Raw genomic sequence first — 20,171 nt, forward strand, 5'->3', positions numbered from 1 at the left:
GGAACATCGTCGCCGCGCACTAGGCTTACCGGGAACGTGCAATCGGGCAGGGAGGGCGTCGATGACCGATTTGATTGACACCACAGAGATGTATCTCCGCACCATTCTGGAGCTCGAGGAGGAGAACATCATCCCGCTTCGGGCGCGGATCTCCGAGCGCCTCGGGCACTCCGGACCGACGGTCTCGCAGACGGTCGGCCGGATGGAGCGCGACGGACTCGTCGTCGTGTCGGGCGACCGTCACCTCGAGCTCACCGAACCGGGCCGACGCAAGGCGGTCCACGTCATGCGGAAGCACCGCCTGGCGGAGCGGCTCCTGAGCGACGTCATCGGGCTCGAATGGGAGTTCGTCCACGAGGAGGCCTGTCGCTGGGAGCACGTCATGAGCGAGCAGGTGGAGCGCAAGCTGCTCGACATGCTCAACCACCCCACCGAGTCGCCCTACGGCACCCCGATCCCCGGACTCGACGAGTTCGGTGACAGCCCCGCCGTCGCCTTCTCGCAGGGCGTCATCAACATCGTCGGCCTCGTCGAAGGACGCTCCGAGCCGGTCACGGCGACGGTTCGACGTCTCGGCGAACCGGCGCAGGTCGACCCCGAGCTGCTCCTGCAGCTGAAGCAGGCCGGTGTCATGCCGGGTCGCGCCGGAACCTTCGCGGCCGCGGGCGGCTACGTGCTCGTCACCATCGACGGTGTCGAGGGCGGCCTCGAGCTGCCGAACGAGCTCGCGACGCACATCTTCGTGGAGACCCCTGCCGCGTGAGCATGAGACGCGTATGAGGATTCCCTCATATGCCCGGTTTCCCGTGATCGAAACGTGACTTTCTGAGGGGTAACCCGTAGGCTGTCACTCGTCCTGAAGGCCATGATCTGGCCCCAGGAAGACGACCGAGGCACCCCCTAGCCCGTCCCTCGGCCACACGAACCGACATCAATCGTCGGATGGGGCTGCGCCATGCCGATCGCGATACCGCGATCGTCGTCGCTCATGCGGGGTGCCGGAGGAATCCACTTGACTGCAGCTGGCGAGAGCGGCCCCGACCAGGCCGAGACGACCCCGAACGTCCCCCTCACCCGGAAGCAGCTCCGGCTCCAGGAGCAGGCAGCGAAGCAGGGGGAGGCGACCACCCCGTCCCAGTCGGCAACCGACGACGCGCTCGTCGCCGACGTCGCACCGGACGCACCTGTCGAGCACCCCGAGATCGTCCTCGACGATGCCGTGGTCGAGGAGGCAGAAACTGCCGTCACGACCGGCGAGGTCCGCCTCGACCAGCGACCGCTGACGAAGCCCGCCGCGCCGGAGCCGACGGCCCCGCAGTCCTTCACCGTGACGTCCGCCACCGACGCCTCGTTCGCGACCGTCGCTCCGCTCCGCACCGGTGCGGACCGCGTCGCCCGGAGCAAGCCCCCGGTCAAGCCGACCGCGTCGACGGTCGCCGTGCGCAAGCCGAAGCCGTCCGGAGCCCGACCCGGCTCGGTCCGCGGCGTCGCCACCATGGCCTTCCTCGTGCCGGCTCTGGTCGCCACCGTCGCCCTCCCGGCGTACGCGGCGAGCAGCAGCGCGCAGACCGCGTACGGGACGTCCGCCTCGGAGCAGCTGAAGACCTCCGGTGCCCAGAGCGTCGTGGCTTCCGACAAGGTCGCCGACGCGCCGATCGCTCGCGACCTCTACTCCGCGACGACGCCGGACGAACTCGCTGAGCGTCAGCGTCAGCTCGACGCCGCTGCAGCGGCCAGCAACGCCACCTATTCGATCACCGTCGGCGCACGCCAGGCCGGCGACGACTACCCCTGGTTCGATCAGGCTTCCGACGACGAGGGCGGCGGGCTCTCGCCGCTGCGCTACTACTACCGCGAGTGTGTGGACTTCGTCGCCTGGCGACTCAACCGCGACGCGGGCACGCCGAACGGGAACTGGGCCTTCACCTGGGGCAACGGCCTGCCGCCGAGCAGTGCCTACGGCTGGGCCGACTCGTGGCAGTACAACAAGGGGACGAACGCCATCGCCGGCTCCGTCGCCTGGTTCAACTACAACCACGTCGCCTATGTGCAGTCGGTCAACGCCGACGGGACGGTCACCCTGGAGGAGTACAACTGGGGCTCCGCGCGACACAGCTACAACACGCGCACCATCGCCGCCAGTGCCGTGGCGCTCTACCTCTACCCTCCGGGCGTCGGCTGATCCGACCTGCTCGACCTGGATCGCGTCCCTCCATCGGAGGGACGCGATTCGTCGTCGAGGGGTGGTGACCGTTCGCGACCAGGTGGTGTCCGTCGTCCGAAGCCGAGGTGGCGCGGAGGGGAATTCTCCCGCAACGTGCGGAAATCCGGTCGGTGTGGGTTAATCTGGTGCTCTGCAACTCGGAGAGGTTCAGGAGCTGATGCACGCTATACGTCGCCACGTGGTCGCGAATGGTCGCGGCCTCTACGTGCTGCGGCATTCCAGCCAAGCGTGCCGCGGCTCCGCCGTGGGTGAAGAGGGTGCTGTCGTCATGACAGTGCCCTTTTTTGTTCCCCGGAAACGACTCGATCCGGCGCGTCAACGACGCTGCAGGTGGTGATCGTCGACCGGTCGCGGCAGCCGTCGTGGCCTTTCGGAAGGGAACGTGCATGCGCACACTGGTGTTGAACGCGGGTTACGAGCCGCTCGCGATCGTCTCGTTCAAGCGGGCCCTCGTGCTCGTGATGCATCACAAGGCGACCGTGGTGGAGATCGACTCGTCGCATCCCGTGGTGGCGACGAGTGGATCGTTCGATCGGCCGTCGGTCATCCTGCTCACCAGATACGTGCGGATCCCGAACGCCCGGCGGGTGCCCGTGACCCGCCGCGGGGTGCTGCGCCGCGACGGCCACCGCTGCGCCTACTGCGGAAAGGCGGCGACGACGATCGACCACGTGCAACCGCGCTCACGCGGGGGTGTGGACAGCTGGGAGAACCTCGTGGCCTGCTGCCTGCGCTGCAACAACGTGAAGGGTGACCGCACGCCGATGGAGATGAACTGGAGCCTCCGCGTCTCGCCGGGGACGCCGCACGGCTCGCAGTGGATGGTGCGGGGCGTCGAGCGCTCGGAGCCCGACTGGGAGCAGTACCTGGCGCCCGCCGCCTGAGCGACCGGCTAAACTCGACGGGTCAGCCTCTGTAGCTCAATGGAAGAGCAGTTCCGTCCTAAGGAAAGGGTTGGGGGTTCGAGTCCCTCCAGGGGCACTGTCGGAGGTGCGGCCGTCCAAGCGAGCACGGCTTCGCATGTCGGGTAGGGCTGCGAGCACGCCGTAGGCTCGAAGCATGACGCACGACCTCCACCGCCAACTCGAACGCGACGCCATCACCCTTCGTCAGCTGCGGTCGGCCGTGGTCGTCGCGGATGCTCGGACGCTCGGTGCCGCGGCGAACCTGCTCGGGGTCGCACAGCCGAGTCTTGCGCAGCAGCTGCGGCGGCTCGAGGCCGCGCTCGGGGTCGAGCTGTTCAGCGTCCTGGGGGAGGAGTATCGCCCGACGCGCGAGGGGCAGCGCTTCCTGTTGAAGGTCCGCACCTTCATCGACGTCGTCGCCGACATGGATCCCGCGTCACCGGCTCGGCACATCCGGGTCGGCCGTCCGCCGACGACGTGGGACGCGGTCGTCTCCGAGGCCGGCCGCCGCATCGACGTCCCGGCGGTCGCCGTCGCGATCGAACCGGTCGAGCAACTGCATCTCGTCACCACCGGTCGTCTCGACGCCACCATCGTCCGTCTGCCGATCGAGCTGCCGGACGAGCTCGCCGCCGAGGAGATCGCTACGCTGCCGCTCGGCGTGGTCATGCGCGCGGCGCACCCGCTGTCGGCGAAGGACGTCATCGAGTGGTCCGATCTCGCCGATCAGGAGCTGCTCCGACCCGAGCCCGGCAAGGATCCGGCGTACTCGGCCTGGCTGGCCGGCGCGCTCGCGGCGCGCGGCTGGTACCCGCGCTCACTGACGATCGACGCGGGGAACGACACGCTGTTCCTCGACGCCCTGCGCTTCGGTGAGCGACTCGTCGCCCTCCGTCCCGTGGCCGCGATGCGGGAGGGCGACGGCCTGTGCTGGCGGCCGTTCGCCGACGCACCTGAGCTCCGCGAGCGGTTCGCCCTGGTTACCCGACGCGAGTGAGTCCGCTCGGTCTCGGTCGGTGATGACACTCCCGATGCGCCCTTTTGCGACCCGACCGGGATCTTCTCGCGATCAAGTCGGTCGACTTGTTCCGGATTTCTGCCGCGTTCGACACCGTCTTCTCAGCTCGGAGTGGGTACGCTTATCCCTGAATCGGGGGATGACAGAAGCAGGAAACGCACATGCCCGAACGACGACCACAGCAGCAACGAGGTCATGAACGACGCCAGACCGTCGTCGAAGGTGCCGCCCGCATGTTCGACCGGGTCGGCTACGGACAGGCGAGCCTGTCGGACATCGCCCGCGAGGCGGGGACGACGCAGGGCTCGCTCTACTTCTACTTCCCCTCGAAAGAGGAACTGGCGATCGCCGTCATCAACGAGCAGAGCACGCGCTCGATCGCTGCGCTGACCGCGCCGACCACCGCGCCCTCGCCGTTCGGTGGGTTGGTCCAGGCCTCCCGCCTCATCACCGAGCAGCTGCTCACCGACCCCATCACGCGCGCCGGCCTGCGGCTGTCCCTCGAGCAGGGCGTCATCCAGGCTCCGACGACCGCGTTCCACGAGCAGTGGATCGCGAGCGTCGAGGAGCGGGTGCAGGCCTCGATCGAGCTCGGTGAGTTGCAGTCTCCGCTCGAGCCGGCGGAACTGGCGAGGTCCTTCGTCGCGTTCTTCACCGGGACGCAGCTCATCTCGAACCTGCTGGCCGGCCGGACCGACCTCCTCAACGCGGTCGACACGATGTGGCGGATCCTCATCGCTGCGGTCATCGTCGCGGACCGCCAGGCCGAGGTGCTCGCCGTCCTCGACGCCGCCTTCGACGCGCAGGACGCCTGAGCGGTCGGGTGCACGTTAGGGGGTAGCCCTGACGCATGCGCCGTGAGGTCACCCTAAACTGAATCGGGTGATTAACTCACTTTGCTGATCGTCGTCCGACGACGGATGGATCACGGTGTGCGGGGGCATTCCGCGTTCCATCGGCGAAGAGTTGGTTCACGTGCCGGGCTGGGCGATGTCGTGGGGGGATCGCCCAGCCGACGGCGTGTGGACGCCTCAGCGGCTGGCGCCTGGCGGCGCGTATCGGTGCTCTGGACGCCCGGTGGTCCCGTACCGCAGCTGCGTCGTCAAGAGACCTCGAGCGGCCAGCGCGGAGAGATACCGTTGCGCCGTCGCGCGTGAGACGCCGACCAGCTCGGCCACCTCGGCGGCCGAGCGCTCGCCGTCCGCCTCCGACACCGCCTCGAGGACAGCCGTCTCCGTGGCGGACCTCGACCGGGTCGTCGCCCCGGCGTCGCCGGAATGCAGGATGCGCAGGGCGCGCTCGATCCTCTCCTGGTCGGCGTTCACCGCCTCGTCGAGGACGTTGCGGAAGCGGGCGTAGGCGGCGAGCCGGTCCTGGAGCACCTGCGGCGCGAACGGCTTCACCAGGTACCCGAGGGCTCCCGCACGAAGCGCTCTGCGCACGGACGCACCGTCCGACGCTGCGGAGACGACGATGGTGTCGATCGGGAGGTCCACGAGGAGCTCGAGCCCGTTCCGATCGGGAAGGTAACCGTCGAGGAGCACGAGGTCGGGTGGCTCGGCGGCGATGCTCCGTGCGGCCTCGGCTGCCGACCCGGCAGGACTGAGCGCACGGAACCCGTCGACCTCGTCGACGATCCGGCAGTGCAGGCGGGCGACGTGGAAGTCGTCGTCGACGACCAGCACGGTGAGATCGGCCGCCATCATCCGTCTCCCGCCATGGACGGCGCCGGCTCGACCGTCCCGGGGAGCCGCGCACAGAAGACCGCACCGTGTTCGCCACGGACGCCGGGGGAGGCCAACCAGACGTCCCCTCCTCGACGACGGGCGATGTCGCGTGAGAGGGGCAGACCGAACCCGTGGCCGTGGACGTCGTCCAGGTCGCCGTGGTCGATGGTCGGGGCAGCGGGTGGAGCGTCGTCCTGGCCGGTCGCCGCGACGCCGTCACCTGAGTCCATCACCGAGCAGTGCAGCTCGGTGCCGTGGTCGAGGACCTCGACCTCCACCCAGGCCGGTCGGACCCGGCCCGCGACGGCCGCGTTCACCGCATTGTCGAGCAGGTTGCCGAGGACGGTGGTCACGTCCTCAGGATCGCACAGGGAGCCGGTGACGAGGGTCTCGGAGCCGATGGTGACGAGCACCCCGCGTTCCGCGGCTTCGACGCCCTTCGCGCCGAGGAAGGCCTGGAGGTAGGGCTCGGTGAGGCGGTCCGCGTGTTGGACGGGGTACTTGAGTGGTCCGTGATCGAGCACGTTGGCGAGATACTCGCGGGCCTCGGCGTCCTGCCCGGTCTCGAGGAGGCCGGAGATCGCGTGCAACCGGTTCGCGAACTCGTGCCGCTGCGCGCGGAGTGCGGTCGTCATCGTCGCGACCGCGTCGAGCCGCCGGGTGAGCGCCTCGACGTCGGTGCGGTCGCGGACGACGACCACCCGGCCGAGGTCGACGCCGTCCCGGGACACGGGCCGGACGTCGACGAACAGGACGCGGGACCCGACGACGAGCTGGGCTGAGGTCGGCGACGGGGCGTCGTCCGCGACGAGGTGCACCAGACGCTCGGGCAGATCGAGGTCGTCGAACCGGCGCCCGACGACCGACCCGGTGTCGAGTAGCCTGGCCGCCTGATCGGTGCACACCGTCACGACACCGTCCGGCGAGACGCCGAGGACCCCTTCGCCGACACCGCCGAGGACCGCAGCCTGGTTCTGCACGAGCGCGGCGAGTTCCTCCGGTCCGAGGCCGAGGGTCAGCCGCCGCAGCCGACGCCGGATGAGCATCGAAGCGAACAGGCCGATCGTCAGCGCGAGCAGCGCAGCGCCCGCGACCAGCATGGTCTCGCCCACGACGTCGGCGAACACGCGCTGTGGCGCGAACCCGACGCTGATCTCGCCGACGACCTCGCCGGCGCCGGACGACATCGCAGCTCCACCGGTGTCGGACGATTCGGCCGCGAAGACGGGCACCTTGGCGCGAGCGGACGGCCCGAGGGTGCCGGTCTCCCACGAGACCGACTCCGTCCCGGCCAGGGCCGCTTCCGCACTGGTGCTCACCCGGAGCCCGAGCTGGTCGGGGTCGGGGTGCGCCAGACGGATCCCGCGCTCGTCGGTGATGACCACGAAGAGCGCCCCGGTCCGTGCGCCGACCTCACGGCCGAGCTCCTGCAGGGGGCCGGTCCGGAGGTCGGCCGCCGTCGGCGTCCCCGGGGTACGTGCCTCGAGCGTCACGGCGGTGCGGACGTCGGGATCGCTCGCGACGCTCTGGGCGATCGCGAGGGCGGTGGACTGGGCCTCGTGCACGAGGCGCTCGCTGCTCATCCAGGCGAACACGCCCGTGCACACGGCGACGACCGCGATGACGACGACCAGCTGCAGCACGAGTACCTGCGCCGCGAAGCTGGAGCGCCCGCCCCGTCGCCGACCTGGCAGCTCCGCCTCCTCGCCGCTCATGGCTCCGATCGTACGTCGCCGGGGCGATGGGCGGCGTCGACCGCGTGATGAGCAGAATGCGCAGAAGGCGGTGTAACCCGCAGATCCGAGCCGAACGCCCACAAGCGAGACAGCTCCGCGCCACTCCCGTACGGTTCCGGGAACGCCCGCCGCGCTCGGTCCATCGCCCGTGTCGCCGCGCCGCGCCCCGTCGTGCACACCGCGGTGCACGCAGACGAAGGAGTCGACATGCTGGTCATTCTCGGATTCGCGATGATCCTCACCTTCATGGTGCTGATCATGACGAAGCGCCTCACCCCGATGGTGGCGCTCATCATCGTCCCCACCGTCTTCGGGCTGTTCGCCGGCGCCGGACTCGGGCTCGGCGACATGGTCATCGAGGCGATCGGCAGCCTCGCTCCGACCGCCGCCCTGTTGATGTTCGCGATCATGTACTTCGGGATCATGATCGACGTCGGGCTCTTCGACCCGCTCGTCCGGTTCATCGTCCGTGCGCTCGGCAACGACCCGGCGAAGATCGTCGTCGGCACGGCGCTCTTGGCGGGCGCGGTGTCACTCGACGGCGACGGGTCGACGACCTTCATCGTGACGACCGCCGCGATGCTGCCGATCTACCTGCGGCTCGGCATGAACCCGGTCGTCCTCACCTGCGTCGCCGGGCTCGCGAACGGCACGCTCAACATCGTCCCCTGGGGTGGGCCCACCGTCCGAGCCGCTTCAGCCCTGGGTGTCTCGCCGACCGAGATCTTCGTCCCGATGCTGCCGTCGCTCGCCGCGGGCCTCGTCCTCGTGTTCGCCTTCGCCTGGTTCCTGGGGCTCGGGGAGCGCAAGCGCCTCGCGGGCGTCGACCTCCTCGGCGACGGTGCCTCGGGCGTCGCCGCGCCGGGTTCGGGTTCCGGTCCCGCCGACCACCCGCTCACCGGCGGTATGTCGACGACCTTCTCGACCAGTGCCCGTGGGCGTCTCGCGACCCTCGTCCGCCCCGAAGACACGGCCATGGCCGACACGATGCTCGACCCCGAGCGCGACACCCTGCGCCCGCGACTCATCTGGGTCAACCTCGTGCTCACGGTCGCGGTCATGACGCTGCTCGTGCTCGACCTCGTGCCGTTGCCCTACGTGTTCATGGTCGGCACCGCCATCGCCCTCCTGGTGAACTTCCCGAGGCTCGCGCAGCAGTCCAAGGAGATCGTCGCCCATGCCCCGAGCATCGTCGGCGTCGTCTCGATGGTGCTCGCGGCCGGTGTGCTGATCGGCGTCCTCAACGGGACCGGCATGGTCACCGCGATGGCCGACTGGATCGTCGACATCATCCCGACGGAGCTCGGACCCTTCCTCGCGGTCATCACCGGGGTGCTCAGCATCCCGATGACGTTCTTCATGAGCAACGACGCGTTCTACTTCGGCATCCTGCCGGTGCTCGCCGAGAGCGCCTCGACCTTCGGCATCGAACCGGTCGAGATGGCGCGCGCGTCGATCACGGGTCAGCCGGTCCACCTGCAGAGCCCGCTCGTGCCGGCCATCCTCCTGCTCGTCTCGCTCGCCAGCGTGAACCTCGGCGACCACCACAAGAAGGTCCTGTGGCGCGCCGCGATCGTCTCGCTCGTGATGCTCGTCGTCGGCGTGCTCGTCGGCACCATCCCGTTCGGCTGACACCGGCGGGCACCGAGGCTCAACGCGTGGTCGTCCAGTCGAGGTTGACGATGTCGCCGATGTAGATGTCGAGTCCGAGGCCCGGGATCGACGGGTTCATGCGGAGCAACTGCTGCTGCGGCAGGTCGAAGCGCTGCGCGATGTCGAAGAACACGTCGCCGGCGACCACGGTGTAACTGATCGGATTGCCATCGGCGTCCGAGACGACCGGGCCGAGCGCACCGTCCCGCGGCCCGAGGTCGAACGCGGGGCCCTCCGGAAGGGGTTCCGCCGGTTCCGCCGGCGCGTTCGGCACGATCGGCGCCGGTTCAGGAGGCAGGGCGTCGCGCGCGGTCGAGGTGGGGACCGGGGCGACCGAGGGCGACGGGTCCGGCTGCTGGGTGACGACGACCGTCACCGGCGGCGGGGCCGGCTCCGAGACGCAGCCGCTGAGGGCGAGGAGACCGACGACGCCGATCGCGAGATTCCGGGCGTGCGACAGCGCACGTCGACGTCCGGTCGATTCCTTCGGCCCCACAGCGCATCCCCCCAGGATGGACCGGGCCCTCAGCGCGGTCGGCGGGGCTCGGTCGAACCCTCAGCCTACGGCGAGGCGCCTCGAGCCCGAGCAGGGCTAGCCCCGAAATCCCGAGCGCCAGAGGCCCTCCAGTAGGCTGCTGGAACGCGCATCGAAGGAGAGCCATGACGGAGCAGGACATCGACCGGACCGGAACGGGAGCCCCCTCGGCAGGACCGTCCACCGGCTTGCGATGGGGCATCCTCGGCCCCGCCGGCGTCGCGAAGAGCTTCACCGCCGACCTCCGACGGCACGGCTTCGACGTCCGGGCCGTCGCCTCGCGCTCCGCCGAGACCGCCGCCGCGTTCGCCGCCGAGTTCGACATCCCGAACGTCCACGTGGGGTACGAGGCGCTCGCCGCCGACCCCGAGGTCGACGTGATCTACATCGCGACCCCGCACCCGTTCCACGCCGAGCAGGCGGTGCTGGCGCTCGACGCCGGGAAGCACGTCCTCATCGAGAAGCCCTTCACCCTGAACGCCGCCGAGGCGCAGGCGGTCGTGGCGCTCGCCGCGGAACGCGGCTTGGTCGTCCTCGAGGCGATGTGGACCCGGTTCCTTCCGCACATGGTCCGGCTCCGCGAGTTGCTCGCCGACGGTGTCATCGGACAGCCGCGCAGCCTCGTCGCCGATCACACCCAGCTGCTCTCGGACGACCCGGAGCACCGCATGAACAACCTCGAGCTGGGCGGCGGCGCGCTGCTCGACCTCGGCGTGTACCCGGTCTCCTTCGCATCGTCGGTCTTCGGGACCCCGACGACGATCCAGGCCACGGCCGCGCTCCACGACACGGGGGCGGACATGCAGGTCGCGACCCTCTTCGGCTACGCGGACGGCCAGGTGGCGAACACCCTGTCGGCGAGCAACACCGTCGGCCCGAACCGCGCGGCCATCGTCGGGACCGACGGCTGGATCGAGTTCGACCGCGTCTGGTACACGGCGACGACCTTCCAGGTGTTCGGCACTGACGGCGAGGTCGTGGAGACCTACCGCTCCGAAGTGGACGGCCGTGGGATGCACTTCCAGGCGTGGGAACTCGAACGGCTCGCCTCTGAGGGCCGCCTCTCCGGTGACATCATGCCGCTCGCCGAGACGGTGGCGATCATGGAGACCCTCGACGAGGTCAGGCGCCAGATCGGCGTCCGGTACCCGGGCGAGTGACCCGAGGCACCTGAACACGCGGGTCGAGACCGCTCCGTCGTGCCCGAGCGCCCTCGTGCAACTCGATGGCGTCGCTGTAGTGCCCGATCAGGGCGCTGCTGACGCTCTTCCAACTGCGCGGCAGGACGCCTGCCCGAGCTGCGGCACCGAACGCCGCCCGCTTCACCTCGTCGCCCACGAGGTCCTGGACGAACCCGCGCAGCTGTTCGAGCCTGCCGGGTTCGTAGAGCCACCCGGTGCGGCTGGAGTCGACGAGGTCGACCGGCCCACCTCGACCGGTCGCGACGACGGGTACGCCAGACGCCATCGCCTCCTGGATGGTCTGGCAGAAGGTCTCCGACTCGCCGGGGTGGACGAACACGTCCAGTCCCGCCATCGCGACCGCCAGCTCCTCACCGCCCAGGAACCCGGTGAAGACCGCGTTCGGGAGTCGCTGTTCGAGCGAGGCACGCAGCGGCCCCTCGCCGACGATGACGAGCTTGACGCCCGGGAGCCCACCGAGCACTGCGAGGTCCTCGACCTGCTTCTCGGCCGCGAGCCGACCGACATAGCCCACGATCCGTTCGCCGCCGGGAGCGACGGAACGACGCCAGGCCTCGCTGCGCCGCTCCGGGGAGAACCGCACGGCGTCGACGCCGCGCACCCACAGGCGGACCCGCGGGATGGCGTGCGCCTCCAGCTGAGCGATCGACTGCCGTGACGGCGCGAGCGTGAGCGTCGACCGGCCGTGGAGGCGCTCGACGTGCTGCCACAGCAGCGCTTCGGCGACCGGGAACCCGTACCGTCCGGCGTAGGCCGGGATGTCGGTCTGGTACACGGCGACGGTCGGGACGCCGAGACGCTCGGCGGCCTGGACACCGCGCCAGCCGAGGACGAACGGCGAGGCCAGGTGCACCACGTCGGGGCGGAAGCCGCGGAGGAGCTCCGTGATCCGGCCGACCCCGCCGGCGGCGACCCGCACGTTCCGGTAGCGGGGGAGCGGGATCGACGGGACGCCGTCCACCCGGAAGCCCTCGTGGAGCCGCGGCGTCGAGGTTCCGGCGCCGGGGGCGATGACGAGCACCTCGTCCCCTCGGTCCGCGAAGTGCTCCATGATGCGGAGCAGGGAGTGGGTGACGCCGTTCATCTGCGGCAGGAACGACTCGGTCACGATTGCGATCCTCACACCCACGATGCTCCGCGTCGTACGGGTCGCAGCGGTGCCCGGCGGGCGACGTGTCGGTGACTATCGGGTGACATCGCGGTGCCGCACGATGAGGCGCAGCCTGCTTTACTTATCGCATGAGTGCTGGTGGATTCGGAAGCGGCGGCGGGATCGCGTCGGAGCGGATCGAATCCTTCTCGTACACCCCGGCGCGGCGGCTGCGGCCGAACGCGAAGGTCCTGCCGGAGCACGCCCGTGGTCACAACCGGGCCCTCGTCCTCCAGACCCTCTTCGCCAGCGGGGCCATGAGTCGTGCCGACATCGCCCGCGCCACCGGCCTGACCCGGGTGAGCATCTCCGACCTCGTCGCCTCGCTCATCGCGGACAACCTCATCGTCGAGGTCGGTCTCCGCGAGACCTCTCGCCCCGGCAAGCCCGCCACGCTCATCGACATCAACCGCGACGAGTTCCAGATCGTCGGCCTCGACCTCTCCGACACCGAGGTGTTCCGAGGCGCGGTGCTGACCCTCGACGGCGAGGTCGTGACGATGCTCGAGGTGCCGCTCGACGGCGCGACGGGGGCGGACGCGATCGCGAAGGCCGTCGCGCTCGCCGCAGACCTCGTCGAGGAGGCGACGGTCGAGGTGCTGGGCATCGGGGTCGGTTCGCCCGGCGTCGTCGACATGACCGGCACGGTCCGCAGCGCGCCCAACCTCGGCTGGACCGACGTCGACCTCCAGGGTGCGATCGAGCAGGTCGCCCAGGTGCCGGTCCTCGTCGCGAACGACGCCAATGCCGCGGTGCTCGCGGAATACAGCTTCGGCGGGGCCGACGGCGACCTCATGCTCGTGAGCGTGGGGAACGGCGTCGGGGCGGGGCTGCTCGTGGGCGGCCATCCGCTCTTCGGGAGCCGGTTCGCAGCCGGTGAGATCGGCCACGTGGTCGTCGGCACCGACGGCGGGCCGCTGTGTGCCTGCGGGAAGCACGGGTGCCTCGAGGCCTGGCTCGCCGTGCCGCACCTCCGTGAGCTCCTCGCGGCGGCCGAGGCGAGCGATCTTCCCTCCACGGAGGTCGAGCAGCGTCGCGAGGAGATCCTCCGCGCCGCGGGGGAGCGCCTCGGTGTCTCGCTCGCCGCGATCGTCGGTGCGCTGAACCTGTCGGAGATCGTCGTGAGCGGCCCGGAGGAACTGCTCGCCGGCGTGCTCCTCGACGCGGCGATCGAGACCGTGCGGGCGCGCACGATGACCGAGTTCCACGGCGGCGTGCAGATCCGGATGAGCGAGCAGGGCGCCGACATCGTCCTGCGGGGCACCGCGGTGATGGTGCTCTCCGGCCTCCTCGGTGTCTCCTGACCCTCGGACGACGCGCGCGTCGCACATTTCCTCGGCGGACTCGGCGAAAAACCGCACCGCTTCCCGGTGTTTCCGCTACCGGGCACGTATGGTGCAAGTGTGTGGCGGCTAGAGAAGAGACGGGATGACGGCGACGTGACGTCCGGAGTCGAACGGGAAGCAGCGGAGGCGCAACTCCGCGAGGGTCCCGTGGCGGCATCGGCAGGCGTGGTCGACACGGCGCTGCATGCTTGGCGCCAGCAGCTCAGCACGGTCGGTGGCCCCTCGCCGCTGCTCCATTTCGTGGACGCCCCGACGACCCGGGTGGAGCTCAGCTCGACGCATCCTGGTGGTCTGCCGCAGTTCATCTCGGGCAAGTCGACGCTGCTGTCGAACCTCATCCGCGACGAGATCGCGCTCCGCGGTGCGAAGCGCGCCGCCGACCGCATCACGACGAAGGGCATCGAGCTCTCCACCGTCCGCGGCATCGACGCCGTCCACCTCGCCGTCGGCCTCGCCCAGTGGACGCATCAGGGTGAGGACTTCAGCGCGCCGGTCCTGCTCCGGCCGCTGGCCATCCGCCGGTACGGTCGCGACTACGAGGTCAAGCTGCGCGGCGCGACGACCGCGAACCCGGAGCTCGTCCGCGCCCTCCGCGAGCAGTTCGGCATCGTCCTCGATCCCGACGAGTTCGTCGCGCTGAGCGAGTCGGGTGGGGTCTTCAAGCCGCAGCCCGTCATCGACCGCCTCCGCTCGCTCGCCGCCGGGCTCGAGTGGTTCACCGTCCAGCCACGTCTGCTCGTCTCCTCGTTCGCCGCCGTCGGTCACTCCCTGCTCGACGACGCCGCCAAGCTGGACCACCCGATCCTCGATGCCGTCGCCGGCGACGAGGGAGCCGTCGGCCTCGTGCGCAGCAGCTTCACGCCCGTCGACGCGCCGGGCCAGGACGACCGCCCGCCGTCGACCGACACCCTGCTGCTCGACGCGGACGTCGAGCAGGAGAACGTCATCGCGCAGATCGGCGCCGGCAACTCGCTCGTCGTCACGACGCTTCCGGGCACGGGCGGCACGCAGACCATCGTGAACGCCATCGGCGTCCTCGCGTCGCAGCACAAGCGCGTCCTCGTCGTCAGCCCCCGCCGCTCCACGCTCGAGGGCATCCGCCACCGGTTGACCAAGGTCGGTCTGCCGGGGCTGTGCGCCTCGCCGTCGACCCTCCGCCGCGACCTCATCCAGGCGATCACACGCAACGAGCGGGCGATCCCGCCGCAGGTCGGTGAGGTCGACGACGCACTCGTCCGGCTGCGTCGGGTCCTCATCGACTACCGCACCTCGCTCCAGGCGAAGGACCCCGACCTGCGGGTCTCGGTCATCGATGCGCTCGAGGCGCTGTCGAAGCTCTCTAAGCTGCCGCACCCTCCGGGAACCCTCGTCCGGCTCGACCGCCAGACGCTCGTCGGGCTCGCCGCGGGCCGCTCCCGCGCGGCGGAGGCGCTCGGAGGCGCGGCCGCCCTCGGCGAGTTCCGCTACGGTCCGGGCGACTCGCCTTGGTACGGCGCGTCGTTCGACACGACCGCGGAAGCCCAGGAGACCCACGACCTCGCCAAGCGCCTGCACCGCAAGGACCTGCCGCAGCTGCTGGAGCGCGCGTACGGCCTCATCGGGCAGACGCAGATGCGGCCGTTCGAATCCATCGACGAGCTGGGCATCTACCTGCGACTCCTCGCGGACATCCGGGAGACGCTCGACCGCTTCCAGCCGGACGTCTTCGACCGGTCACTCGCCGACCTCATCGTCGCCACGAGCCCGCGGAAGGATTCCGCCGCGATGTCGTCGGCGAGCCGTCGGCGACTCAAGGCCCTGGCCAAGGAGTACCTGCGGCCCGGCGCACACGTGCCCGACATGAACGCCGCCCTCCGCCGCATCCAGCAGCAGCGCACCCTGTGGCAGCGCTACGTGACGACCGGCGCGCCGCCCGAGGTGCCGCTCGGCATCGCAGACGTCGAGCAGGCGTACCAGACGGTCGCCGCGAAGCTCGAGCTGGTCGACCAGCCGCTCGGCATCGCCGACACGCCGGACCGCCTCGGGCGCCTCGCGATCCCGAGTCTCGTCCGCACGATCTCCGAGCTCGCCGCCGAATCCGAGGTCCTCCACAACCTCCAGGAGCGCACCGCGATCCTCGCCGGCCTGCGCGAGCAGGGTCTCGGCGAGCTCATCGTCGACCTGTCCCAGCGGCACGTGCCGCGGACACGCCTCGCCGACGAGCTCGAGCTCGCCTGGTGGCAGTCGATGCTCGAACTCGTGCTCACCGAGGACCGCGGTCTGCTCGGCGCGAACACGAGCGTCGTCGAGCGTCTCGAGTCCGACTTCCGGCTGGTGGACGAGGCGCACGCCTCCGCCTCCGGGCAGCTCCTCGCCTCCTTGCTGGCCGACACCTGGAAGATCGGCCTCGTCGACCACGCCACCGAAGGCATGGCGCTCCGCTCGCTCCTCAAGCGCGATCGACCGCTCCGAGCCGCTGAGCTCGAGCAGGCGGCGCCCACGCTGTCCCGCGTCCTCGCGCCGGTCTGGCTCGTCTCACCGTACGAGGTGCCGCGCATCCCCGAGAGCGCCTCCTTCGACGCCGTCTTCCTCGTCGACGCTGGGGCGACGCTCCTCGCCGAGAACGTGGACGCCATCCGTCGTGCGCGTCAGGTCGTCGCCTTCGGTGACCCCGTCACGCAGAGTCCGTCGCCCTTCGAGATCCGTCTGACGGATCAGGAGGCGACCCCTGAGCAGCACGCCGACATCGCCGAGCTGCACCGTGAGTCCGCGCTCGAACAGCTGAGTTCGGTCCTGCCGACCCTCATGCTGACGCGCTCCTACCGTGCCGGAGGCGAGGACCTCGCGGAACTCGTCAACGAGCGGTTCTACGGCGGCCAGATCGACTCCCTCCCGTGGGCGGGTTCGTTCCTCGGCCACGGCAGCCTGAGCCTCGACTACGTGCCCGGGGGACTCGGCATGCCCGACCCGGTCACCGGAGCGGTGGAGAGTGTCGACGTCGAGGTCGAGCGGGTCGTCGAACTCGTCCTCGAGCACGCCTCGAACCGCCCGAAGGAATCCTTGATGGTCGTGACGGCGAGCGACAAGCACGCGGTCCGGGTCCAGCAGGCCGTCCTCGCAGCGTTCTCCCGCCGTGCCGACCTCTCCGACTTCCTCCTCCGCGAGCGGGCGGAACCGTTCACCGTCCTGACGCTCGAGCAGTCCGTGGCCGAGAGCCGCGACCGCGTCATCTTCTCGATCGGATACGGCCTGACGCCGCACGGACGTGTCCTGTCCGACTTCGGAGCATTGGGCCAGCCCGGCGGCGACCGACTGCTCGCGGTCGGCATGACGCGCGCACGGCGGTCCATGGTGATCGTCTCGTGTGTCCGCCCCGAAGACCTCGACCAGAACCGGATCCAGCACGGCATCCTGGCGCTCGCACGCATCCTCACGGACACGTCGCGTCGCGCCTCCGAGGATCAGGCGACGCACGAGGCCGAGCCGATGCTCGTCGACCTCGCGACGCGCCTGGAAACGCTCGGGATGCGGGTCGACATGGGGTACCGGGGCAAGCTCGCCCTGGTCGCCTCGTGGGGTGGCCGAGCCGTGGTCGTCGAGTGCGACGAGGAGCTGGGTGACGCGAGCCTCCGGGAGTCGCTGCGGCTCCGTCCCGACGTCCTGCGCCGTCTCGGCTGGCACTACGTCCGCGTGCACAGTTTCGACCTCTTCGCCGACGCCGAGGCGGTCGCGCAGCGCGTGGCCGGTGTGCTCGGGCTCAACACGACCGAACACCTCGACACCGCGCCGATCGCCGTGCAGGTCCCACGCCACTGATGGTCGGACACTGATCATGCAGGACGATCAGGAGCCACGGATCGTCCGTCCGCGAGGATCGAGGCGGGCGATCCGCCCCGGTGCTCCCGGGACGGATCCCGCGCCGCAGCTGCCGGCCGATCCGGTCAAGGCCGCGGAGGACACCGACGCGGCCTGGGGAGGCGCCACCAAGCCCGCGGGCGGCGGCGGCAACGACGACGAGCTGCAACGCAACGTCCCGCCCCACTGGTGAGTGGGACGGGACGTCGATGGTGCTGAACGAGCCGGACTAGCGGCCGTCGGTCGTGTCGTCGCGTGCGGGCGGCAGCGGTGAGCTCGTGCCCGTCTTCAGGACGTCGCGGATCTCGGTGAGGAGCGACAGCTCGCTCGGTGCTGCGGCCTCGTCGGCGATCGTCGGCTTCGTGGTGACGCGCTTGAAGTGGTTCATCGGCAGCACGATGACGAAGTAGACCACGGCGGCTACCAACAGGAACTGGATGGTCGCGCCGATGAACGCGCCGAAGTGGATGACGGCAGGGTCGCCGTCGACCGTCGGGATGGAGACGTTGAACGCGTCGTTCAGGCTCTCCGCGCGGAAGAGCGCCCCGAGCAGCGGGTTGAAGATGTTCTCGACGAGCGAGTTGACGATGGCGGTGAATGCGGCCCCGATCACGACGGCCACGGCCAGGTCGATCACGTTGCCGCGGAGGATGAACTCCTTGAAGCCTTTGAGCATGGGGTCTCCCTGAGGATCGGGGATGGGCAGGACCCTGGCTACGCTACCGGGTTACGACGCGGCGCTCCCAGCGGAGGCCGGTGTGGCGCTGGAGCCGGAGCTGGAGGAGCCGCCCGAGGAGGATCCGCCCTTGGTGTCCGAGGAAGACGAGCTCGACGACCCCTCCGAGGACTTCGAGGAGGCCGGGATCGAGCTCGAGCCCTTGCCGGCACCGGCGCGGGAGTCCGTGCGGTAGAAGCCGGAGCCGTTGAACGTGACACCGACCGCGCTGAACAGCTTGCGCAGCTTGCCGGAGCACGCCGGGCACTCGGTGAGGGAGTCGTCGGTGAAGGACTGCTGGACGTCGAAGGCGTTGCCGCACTCGGTGCAACGGTAGGCGTAGGTGGGCACGGGGTCTCCTGGGATGTGGTGGGTCGGCGCGCTCAGCGGCGCGGTCTGACCTGGTCGAAGTCGAGGATGCGGCTCGGGGTGACGGCACCGCCGACGGGTTCGTCGTGGATCTCGCTCGGGACCTCGTCGAGGATCTCGGTGTCGTACAGCACGGCGTAGACGGGAGGGCAGCGCTCCATCGAGCCGAGCGTCTTGTCGAAGTACCCGCGACCCCAGCCCATGCGCATACCGTGTGCGTCGACGGCGGCCGCGGGGACGAGGATGAGGTCGACGTCGTTGATCGCGATGGGACCGAGCGTGGTGCCCACGACCTCGGGCGTGCCGGCGAAGCCCACCGTCTCGATACCCTCCTCGCCGATCGTCCAGTCGAGGAGCCCGTCGGTGCGGGTGATGGGGAACAGGATGCGGATGCCCGCCTCCTGCGCCCACTGGAGGAAGGGACGGGTGTCGGGCTCGCTCGGGGAGGAGAGGTAGCAGGCGATGGAGGTCGCGCCGGAGCGGGAGACGAGGGCTCGGAGGTTGTCCGTCAGGCCGCTGGTCGAGCGCTCCTTCTCCAGGGACGTGAGCAGCTCCCGCCGCTCACGGAGCTCGGCGCGCAGCGCTCGTTTCTCGTGTTCGGCGGGGCTCGTCATGCGACCCATTCTAAACGGCTCGTCGTCGCGCTCGGCTCGTTGCCCGCCGTCATACCCGACATCCGCCGCCTCGTCCAGGGGTTCAGGGGATTTCACCCTCGATCGAGGGGGTATTCGACGACTTCCCCGGCTCCACACGATAGGTTTTCCCTCATGACCACTCGTGTTACCAAAGCAGTCATCCCCGCAGCGGGTCTCGGTACCCGGTTCCTTCCGGCAACGAAGGCCCTGCCGAAGGAGATGCTCCCCGTCGTCGACAAGCCGGCCATCCAGTACGTCGTCGAGGAGGCCGTCAGCGCCGGGCTCGCCGATGTGCTCATGATCATCGGCCGCAACAAGAACGCCCTCGCGAACCACTTCGACCGCGTGACCGAGCTCGAGCTCAACCTCGCGAAGAAGGGCGACACCCAGCGCCTCGAGAAGGTCAACGAGTCGAGTGAGCTCGCCGACATCCACTTCCTGCGCCAGGGTGACCCGAAGGGCCTCGGCCATGCCGTCCTGCGGGCCAAGCGCCACGTCGGCCACGAGCCCTTCGCCGTGCTCCTCGGCGACGACCTGATCGACGCCCGCGACGTCCTCCTCGAGCGCATGCTCGACGAGCAGGACAAGCGGAACGCGACGATCATCGCCCTCATGGAGGTCGACCCCGATTCGATCCACATGTACGGTGCAGCAGCCGTGGAAGCGACCGACGACGCCGACGTCGTGCGGGTGACCGGCCTCGTCGAGAAGCCCGCGAAGGAGGACGCCCCGTCCAACCTCGCCATCATCGGCCGCTACGTGCTGAAGCCCGAGGTGTTCGAGATCCTCGAGCGCACCGAACCGGGCAAGGGCGGCGAGATCCAACTGACCGACGCGCTCCAGGAGATGGCAGCCGACGTCGAGGGCACGGGCGGCGTCTACGGCGTCATCTTCCGCGGCCGTCGCTACGACACGGGCGACCGTCTGGACTACATCAAGGCGATCGTGCAGCTCGCGGTCGACCGCGAGGATCTCGGTCCCGAGCTGCGTCCGTGGCTCAAGGACTTCGCCGGGGACCTCGACTGAGTCCACCCGACGACACACGACGCGCCCCGGGTCCGCAGCAGCGGATCTCGGGGCGCGATGCTGTCGGCGACGTGGTGTCGGTGCATCGGTGAGCGC

18 protein-coding genes and 1 tRNA gene are annotated in these 20,171 nt (G+C 69.9%); 12 read left to right on the forward strand and 7 right to left on the reverse strand.

Features of this window, described 5'->3' with window-relative positions; genetic code table 11:
• Positions 1-61 precede the first annotated feature (61 nt).
• The 6 genes from QRN19_RS18300 (at position 62) to QRN19_RS18325 (ending at position 4,962) form a co-directional block, all read left to right on the forward strand.
• Positions 62-763 carry an iron-dependent transcriptional repressor DtxR gene (locus QRN19_RS18300; RefSeq protein ID WP_064296556.1) on the forward strand — a complete coding sequence of 234 codons (702 nt, stop codon included), beginning with the start codon at positions 62-64 and terminating at the stop codon, positions 761-763.
• A gap of 249 nt (positions 764-1,012) precedes the next feature.
• On the forward strand, positions 1,013-2,182 hold the full coding sequence (locus QRN19_RS18305) for a CHAP domain-containing protein (RefSeq protein ID WP_285028655.1): 1,170 nt from the start codon (positions 1,013-1,015) through the stop codon (positions 2,180-2,182).
• A gap of 428 nt (positions 2,183-2,610) precedes the next feature.
• On the forward strand, positions 2,611-3,108 hold the full coding sequence (locus QRN19_RS18310) for an HNH endonuclease (protein ID WP_079001921.1): 498 nt from the start codon (positions 2,611-2,613) through the stop codon (positions 3,106-3,108).
• 25 nt (positions 3,109-3,133) lie between these two features.
• Positions 3,134-3,205: transfer RNA gene (locus QRN19_RS18315), tRNA-Arg, on the forward strand.
• Positions 3,206-3,283: 78 nt separating this feature from the next.
• The gene (locus tag QRN19_RS18320; RefSeq protein WP_285028656.1) at positions 3,284-4,126 is read left to right on the forward strand and encodes a LysR family transcriptional regulator; all 843 of its coding nucleotides are present in this window, start codon (positions 3,284-3,286) and stop codon (positions 4,124-4,126) included.
• A gap of 182 nt (positions 4,127-4,308) precedes the next feature.
• On the forward strand, positions 4,309-4,962 hold the full coding sequence (locus QRN19_RS18325) for a ScbR family autoregulator-binding transcription factor (protein ID WP_079705384.1): 654 nt from the start codon (positions 4,309-4,311) through the stop codon (positions 4,960-4,962).
• A gap of 216 nt (positions 4,963-5,178) precedes the next feature.
• Here QRN19_RS18325 and QRN19_RS18330 read toward each other — a convergent pair whose 3' ends face one another.
• Together QRN19_RS18330 and QRN19_RS18335 are read right to left on the reverse strand one after the other, a co-directional pair.
• A complete protein-coding gene (locus tag QRN19_RS18330) occupies positions 5,179-5,850 on the reverse strand; it encodes a response regulator (protein WP_285028657.1) in 672 nt (223 codons plus the stop codon).
• Positions 5,850-7,589, reverse strand: a complete 1,740-nt coding sequence (locus QRN19_RS18335; RefSeq protein WP_285028658.1) for a sensor histidine kinase — start codon at positions 7,587-7,589, stop codon at positions 5,850-5,852. Before QRN19_RS18335 ends, QRN19_RS18330 begins: the two co-directional genes overlap by 1 nt.
• Before the next feature lie 228 nt (positions 7,590-7,817).
• Between QRN19_RS18335 and QRN19_RS18340 the strand changes: the two genes are divergently transcribed.
• A complete protein-coding gene (locus QRN19_RS18340; protein WP_285028659.1) occupies positions 7,818-9,242 on the forward strand; it encodes a CitMHS family transporter in 1,425 nt (474 codons plus the stop codon).
• Positions 9,243-9,261: 19 nt separating this feature from the next.
• On the opposite strand, the gene QRN19_RS18345 is transcribed toward QRN19_RS18340, so the two are convergent.
• Positions 9,262-9,759 carry a LysM peptidoglycan-binding domain-containing protein gene (locus QRN19_RS18345; protein ID WP_285028660.1) on the reverse strand — a complete coding sequence of 166 codons (498 nt, stop codon included), beginning with the start codon at positions 9,757-9,759 and terminating at the stop codon, positions 9,262-9,264.
• A 164-nt stretch (positions 9,760-9,923) separates the two neighbouring features.
• Between QRN19_RS18345 and QRN19_RS18350 the strand changes: the two genes are divergently transcribed.
• Positions 9,924-10,958 carry a Gfo/Idh/MocA family protein gene (locus QRN19_RS18350; RefSeq protein WP_285028661.1) on the forward strand — a complete coding sequence of 345 codons (1,035 nt, stop codon included), beginning with the start codon at positions 9,924-9,926 and terminating at the stop codon, positions 10,956-10,958.
• Here the strand turns inward: QRN19_RS18350 and QRN19_RS18355 are convergent.
• Entirely contained in the window at positions 10,921-12,123 is a 1,203-nt protein-coding gene (locus tag QRN19_RS18355) for a glycosyltransferase family 4 protein (protein WP_285028662.1), read from the reverse strand. The genes QRN19_RS18350 and QRN19_RS18355 overlap by 38 nt on opposite strands.
• 116 nt (positions 12,124-12,239) lie before the next feature.
• On the opposite strand from QRN19_RS18355, the gene QRN19_RS18360 reads away from it, so the two are divergent.
• The 3 genes from QRN19_RS18360 to QRN19_RS18370 all read left to right on the forward strand — a co-directional run bounded on the left by QRN19_RS18360 (position 12,240) and on the right by QRN19_RS18370 (position 17,523).
• Complete coding sequence (locus tag QRN19_RS18360; RefSeq protein WP_285028663.1) at positions 12,240-13,454, forward strand: ROK family transcriptional regulator; 1,215 nt, start codon at positions 12,240-12,242, stop codon at positions 13,452-13,454.
• 135 nt (positions 13,455-13,589) lie between these two features.
• A complete protein-coding gene (locus QRN19_RS18365) occupies positions 13,590-17,291 on the forward strand; it encodes an AAA family ATPase (RefSeq protein WP_285028664.1) in 3,702 nt (1,233 codons plus the stop codon).
• 16 nt (positions 17,292-17,307) lie between these two features.
• Positions 17,308-17,523 (forward strand): hypothetical protein, encoded by a 216-nt coding sequence (locus QRN19_RS18370; RefSeq protein WP_285028665.1) that lies wholly within the window; start codon positions 17,308-17,310, stop codon positions 17,521-17,523.
• A 36-nt stretch (positions 17,524-17,559) separates the two neighbouring features.
• Here QRN19_RS18370 and mscL read toward each other — a convergent pair whose 3' ends face one another.
• The 3 genes from mscL to QRN19_RS18385 are packed head-to-tail and all read right to left on the reverse strand — an operon-like array spanning position 17,560 to position 19,028.
• Positions 17,560-18,006, reverse strand: a complete 447-nt coding sequence (gene mscL, locus QRN19_RS18375; RefSeq protein ID WP_285028666.1) for a large conductance mechanosensitive channel protein MscL — start codon at positions 18,004-18,006, stop codon at positions 17,560-17,562.
• 51 nt (positions 18,007-18,057) lie between these two features.
• Positions 18,058-18,396, reverse strand: a complete 339-nt coding sequence (locus QRN19_RS18380; protein ID WP_285028667.1) for an FmdB family zinc ribbon protein — start codon at positions 18,394-18,396, stop codon at positions 18,058-18,060.
• 32 nt (positions 18,397-18,428) lie between these two features.
• The gene (locus QRN19_RS18385) at positions 18,429-19,028 is read right to left on the reverse strand and encodes a 5-formyltetrahydrofolate cyclo-ligase (protein ID WP_285028668.1); all 600 of its coding nucleotides are present in this window, start codon (positions 19,026-19,028) and stop codon (positions 18,429-18,431) included.
• Between the two features lie 153 nt (positions 19,029-19,181).
• Here QRN19_RS18385 and galU point away from each other — a divergent pair, with 153 nt between their 5' ends.
• On the forward strand, positions 19,182-20,075 hold the full coding sequence (gene galU, locus QRN19_RS18390) for a UTP--glucose-1-phosphate uridylyltransferase GalU (RefSeq protein ID WP_137242063.1): 894 nt from the start codon (positions 19,182-19,184) through the stop codon (positions 20,073-20,075).
• Positions 20,076-20,171: the final 96 nt, after the last annotated feature.

The sequence above is a fragment of the Plantibacter sp. ME-Dv--P-122b genome (genome assembly GCF_030209375.1).
In the GTDB taxonomy this organism is placed as follows: Bacteria; Actinomycetota; Actinomycetes; order Actinomycetales; family Microbacteriaceae; genus Plantibacter.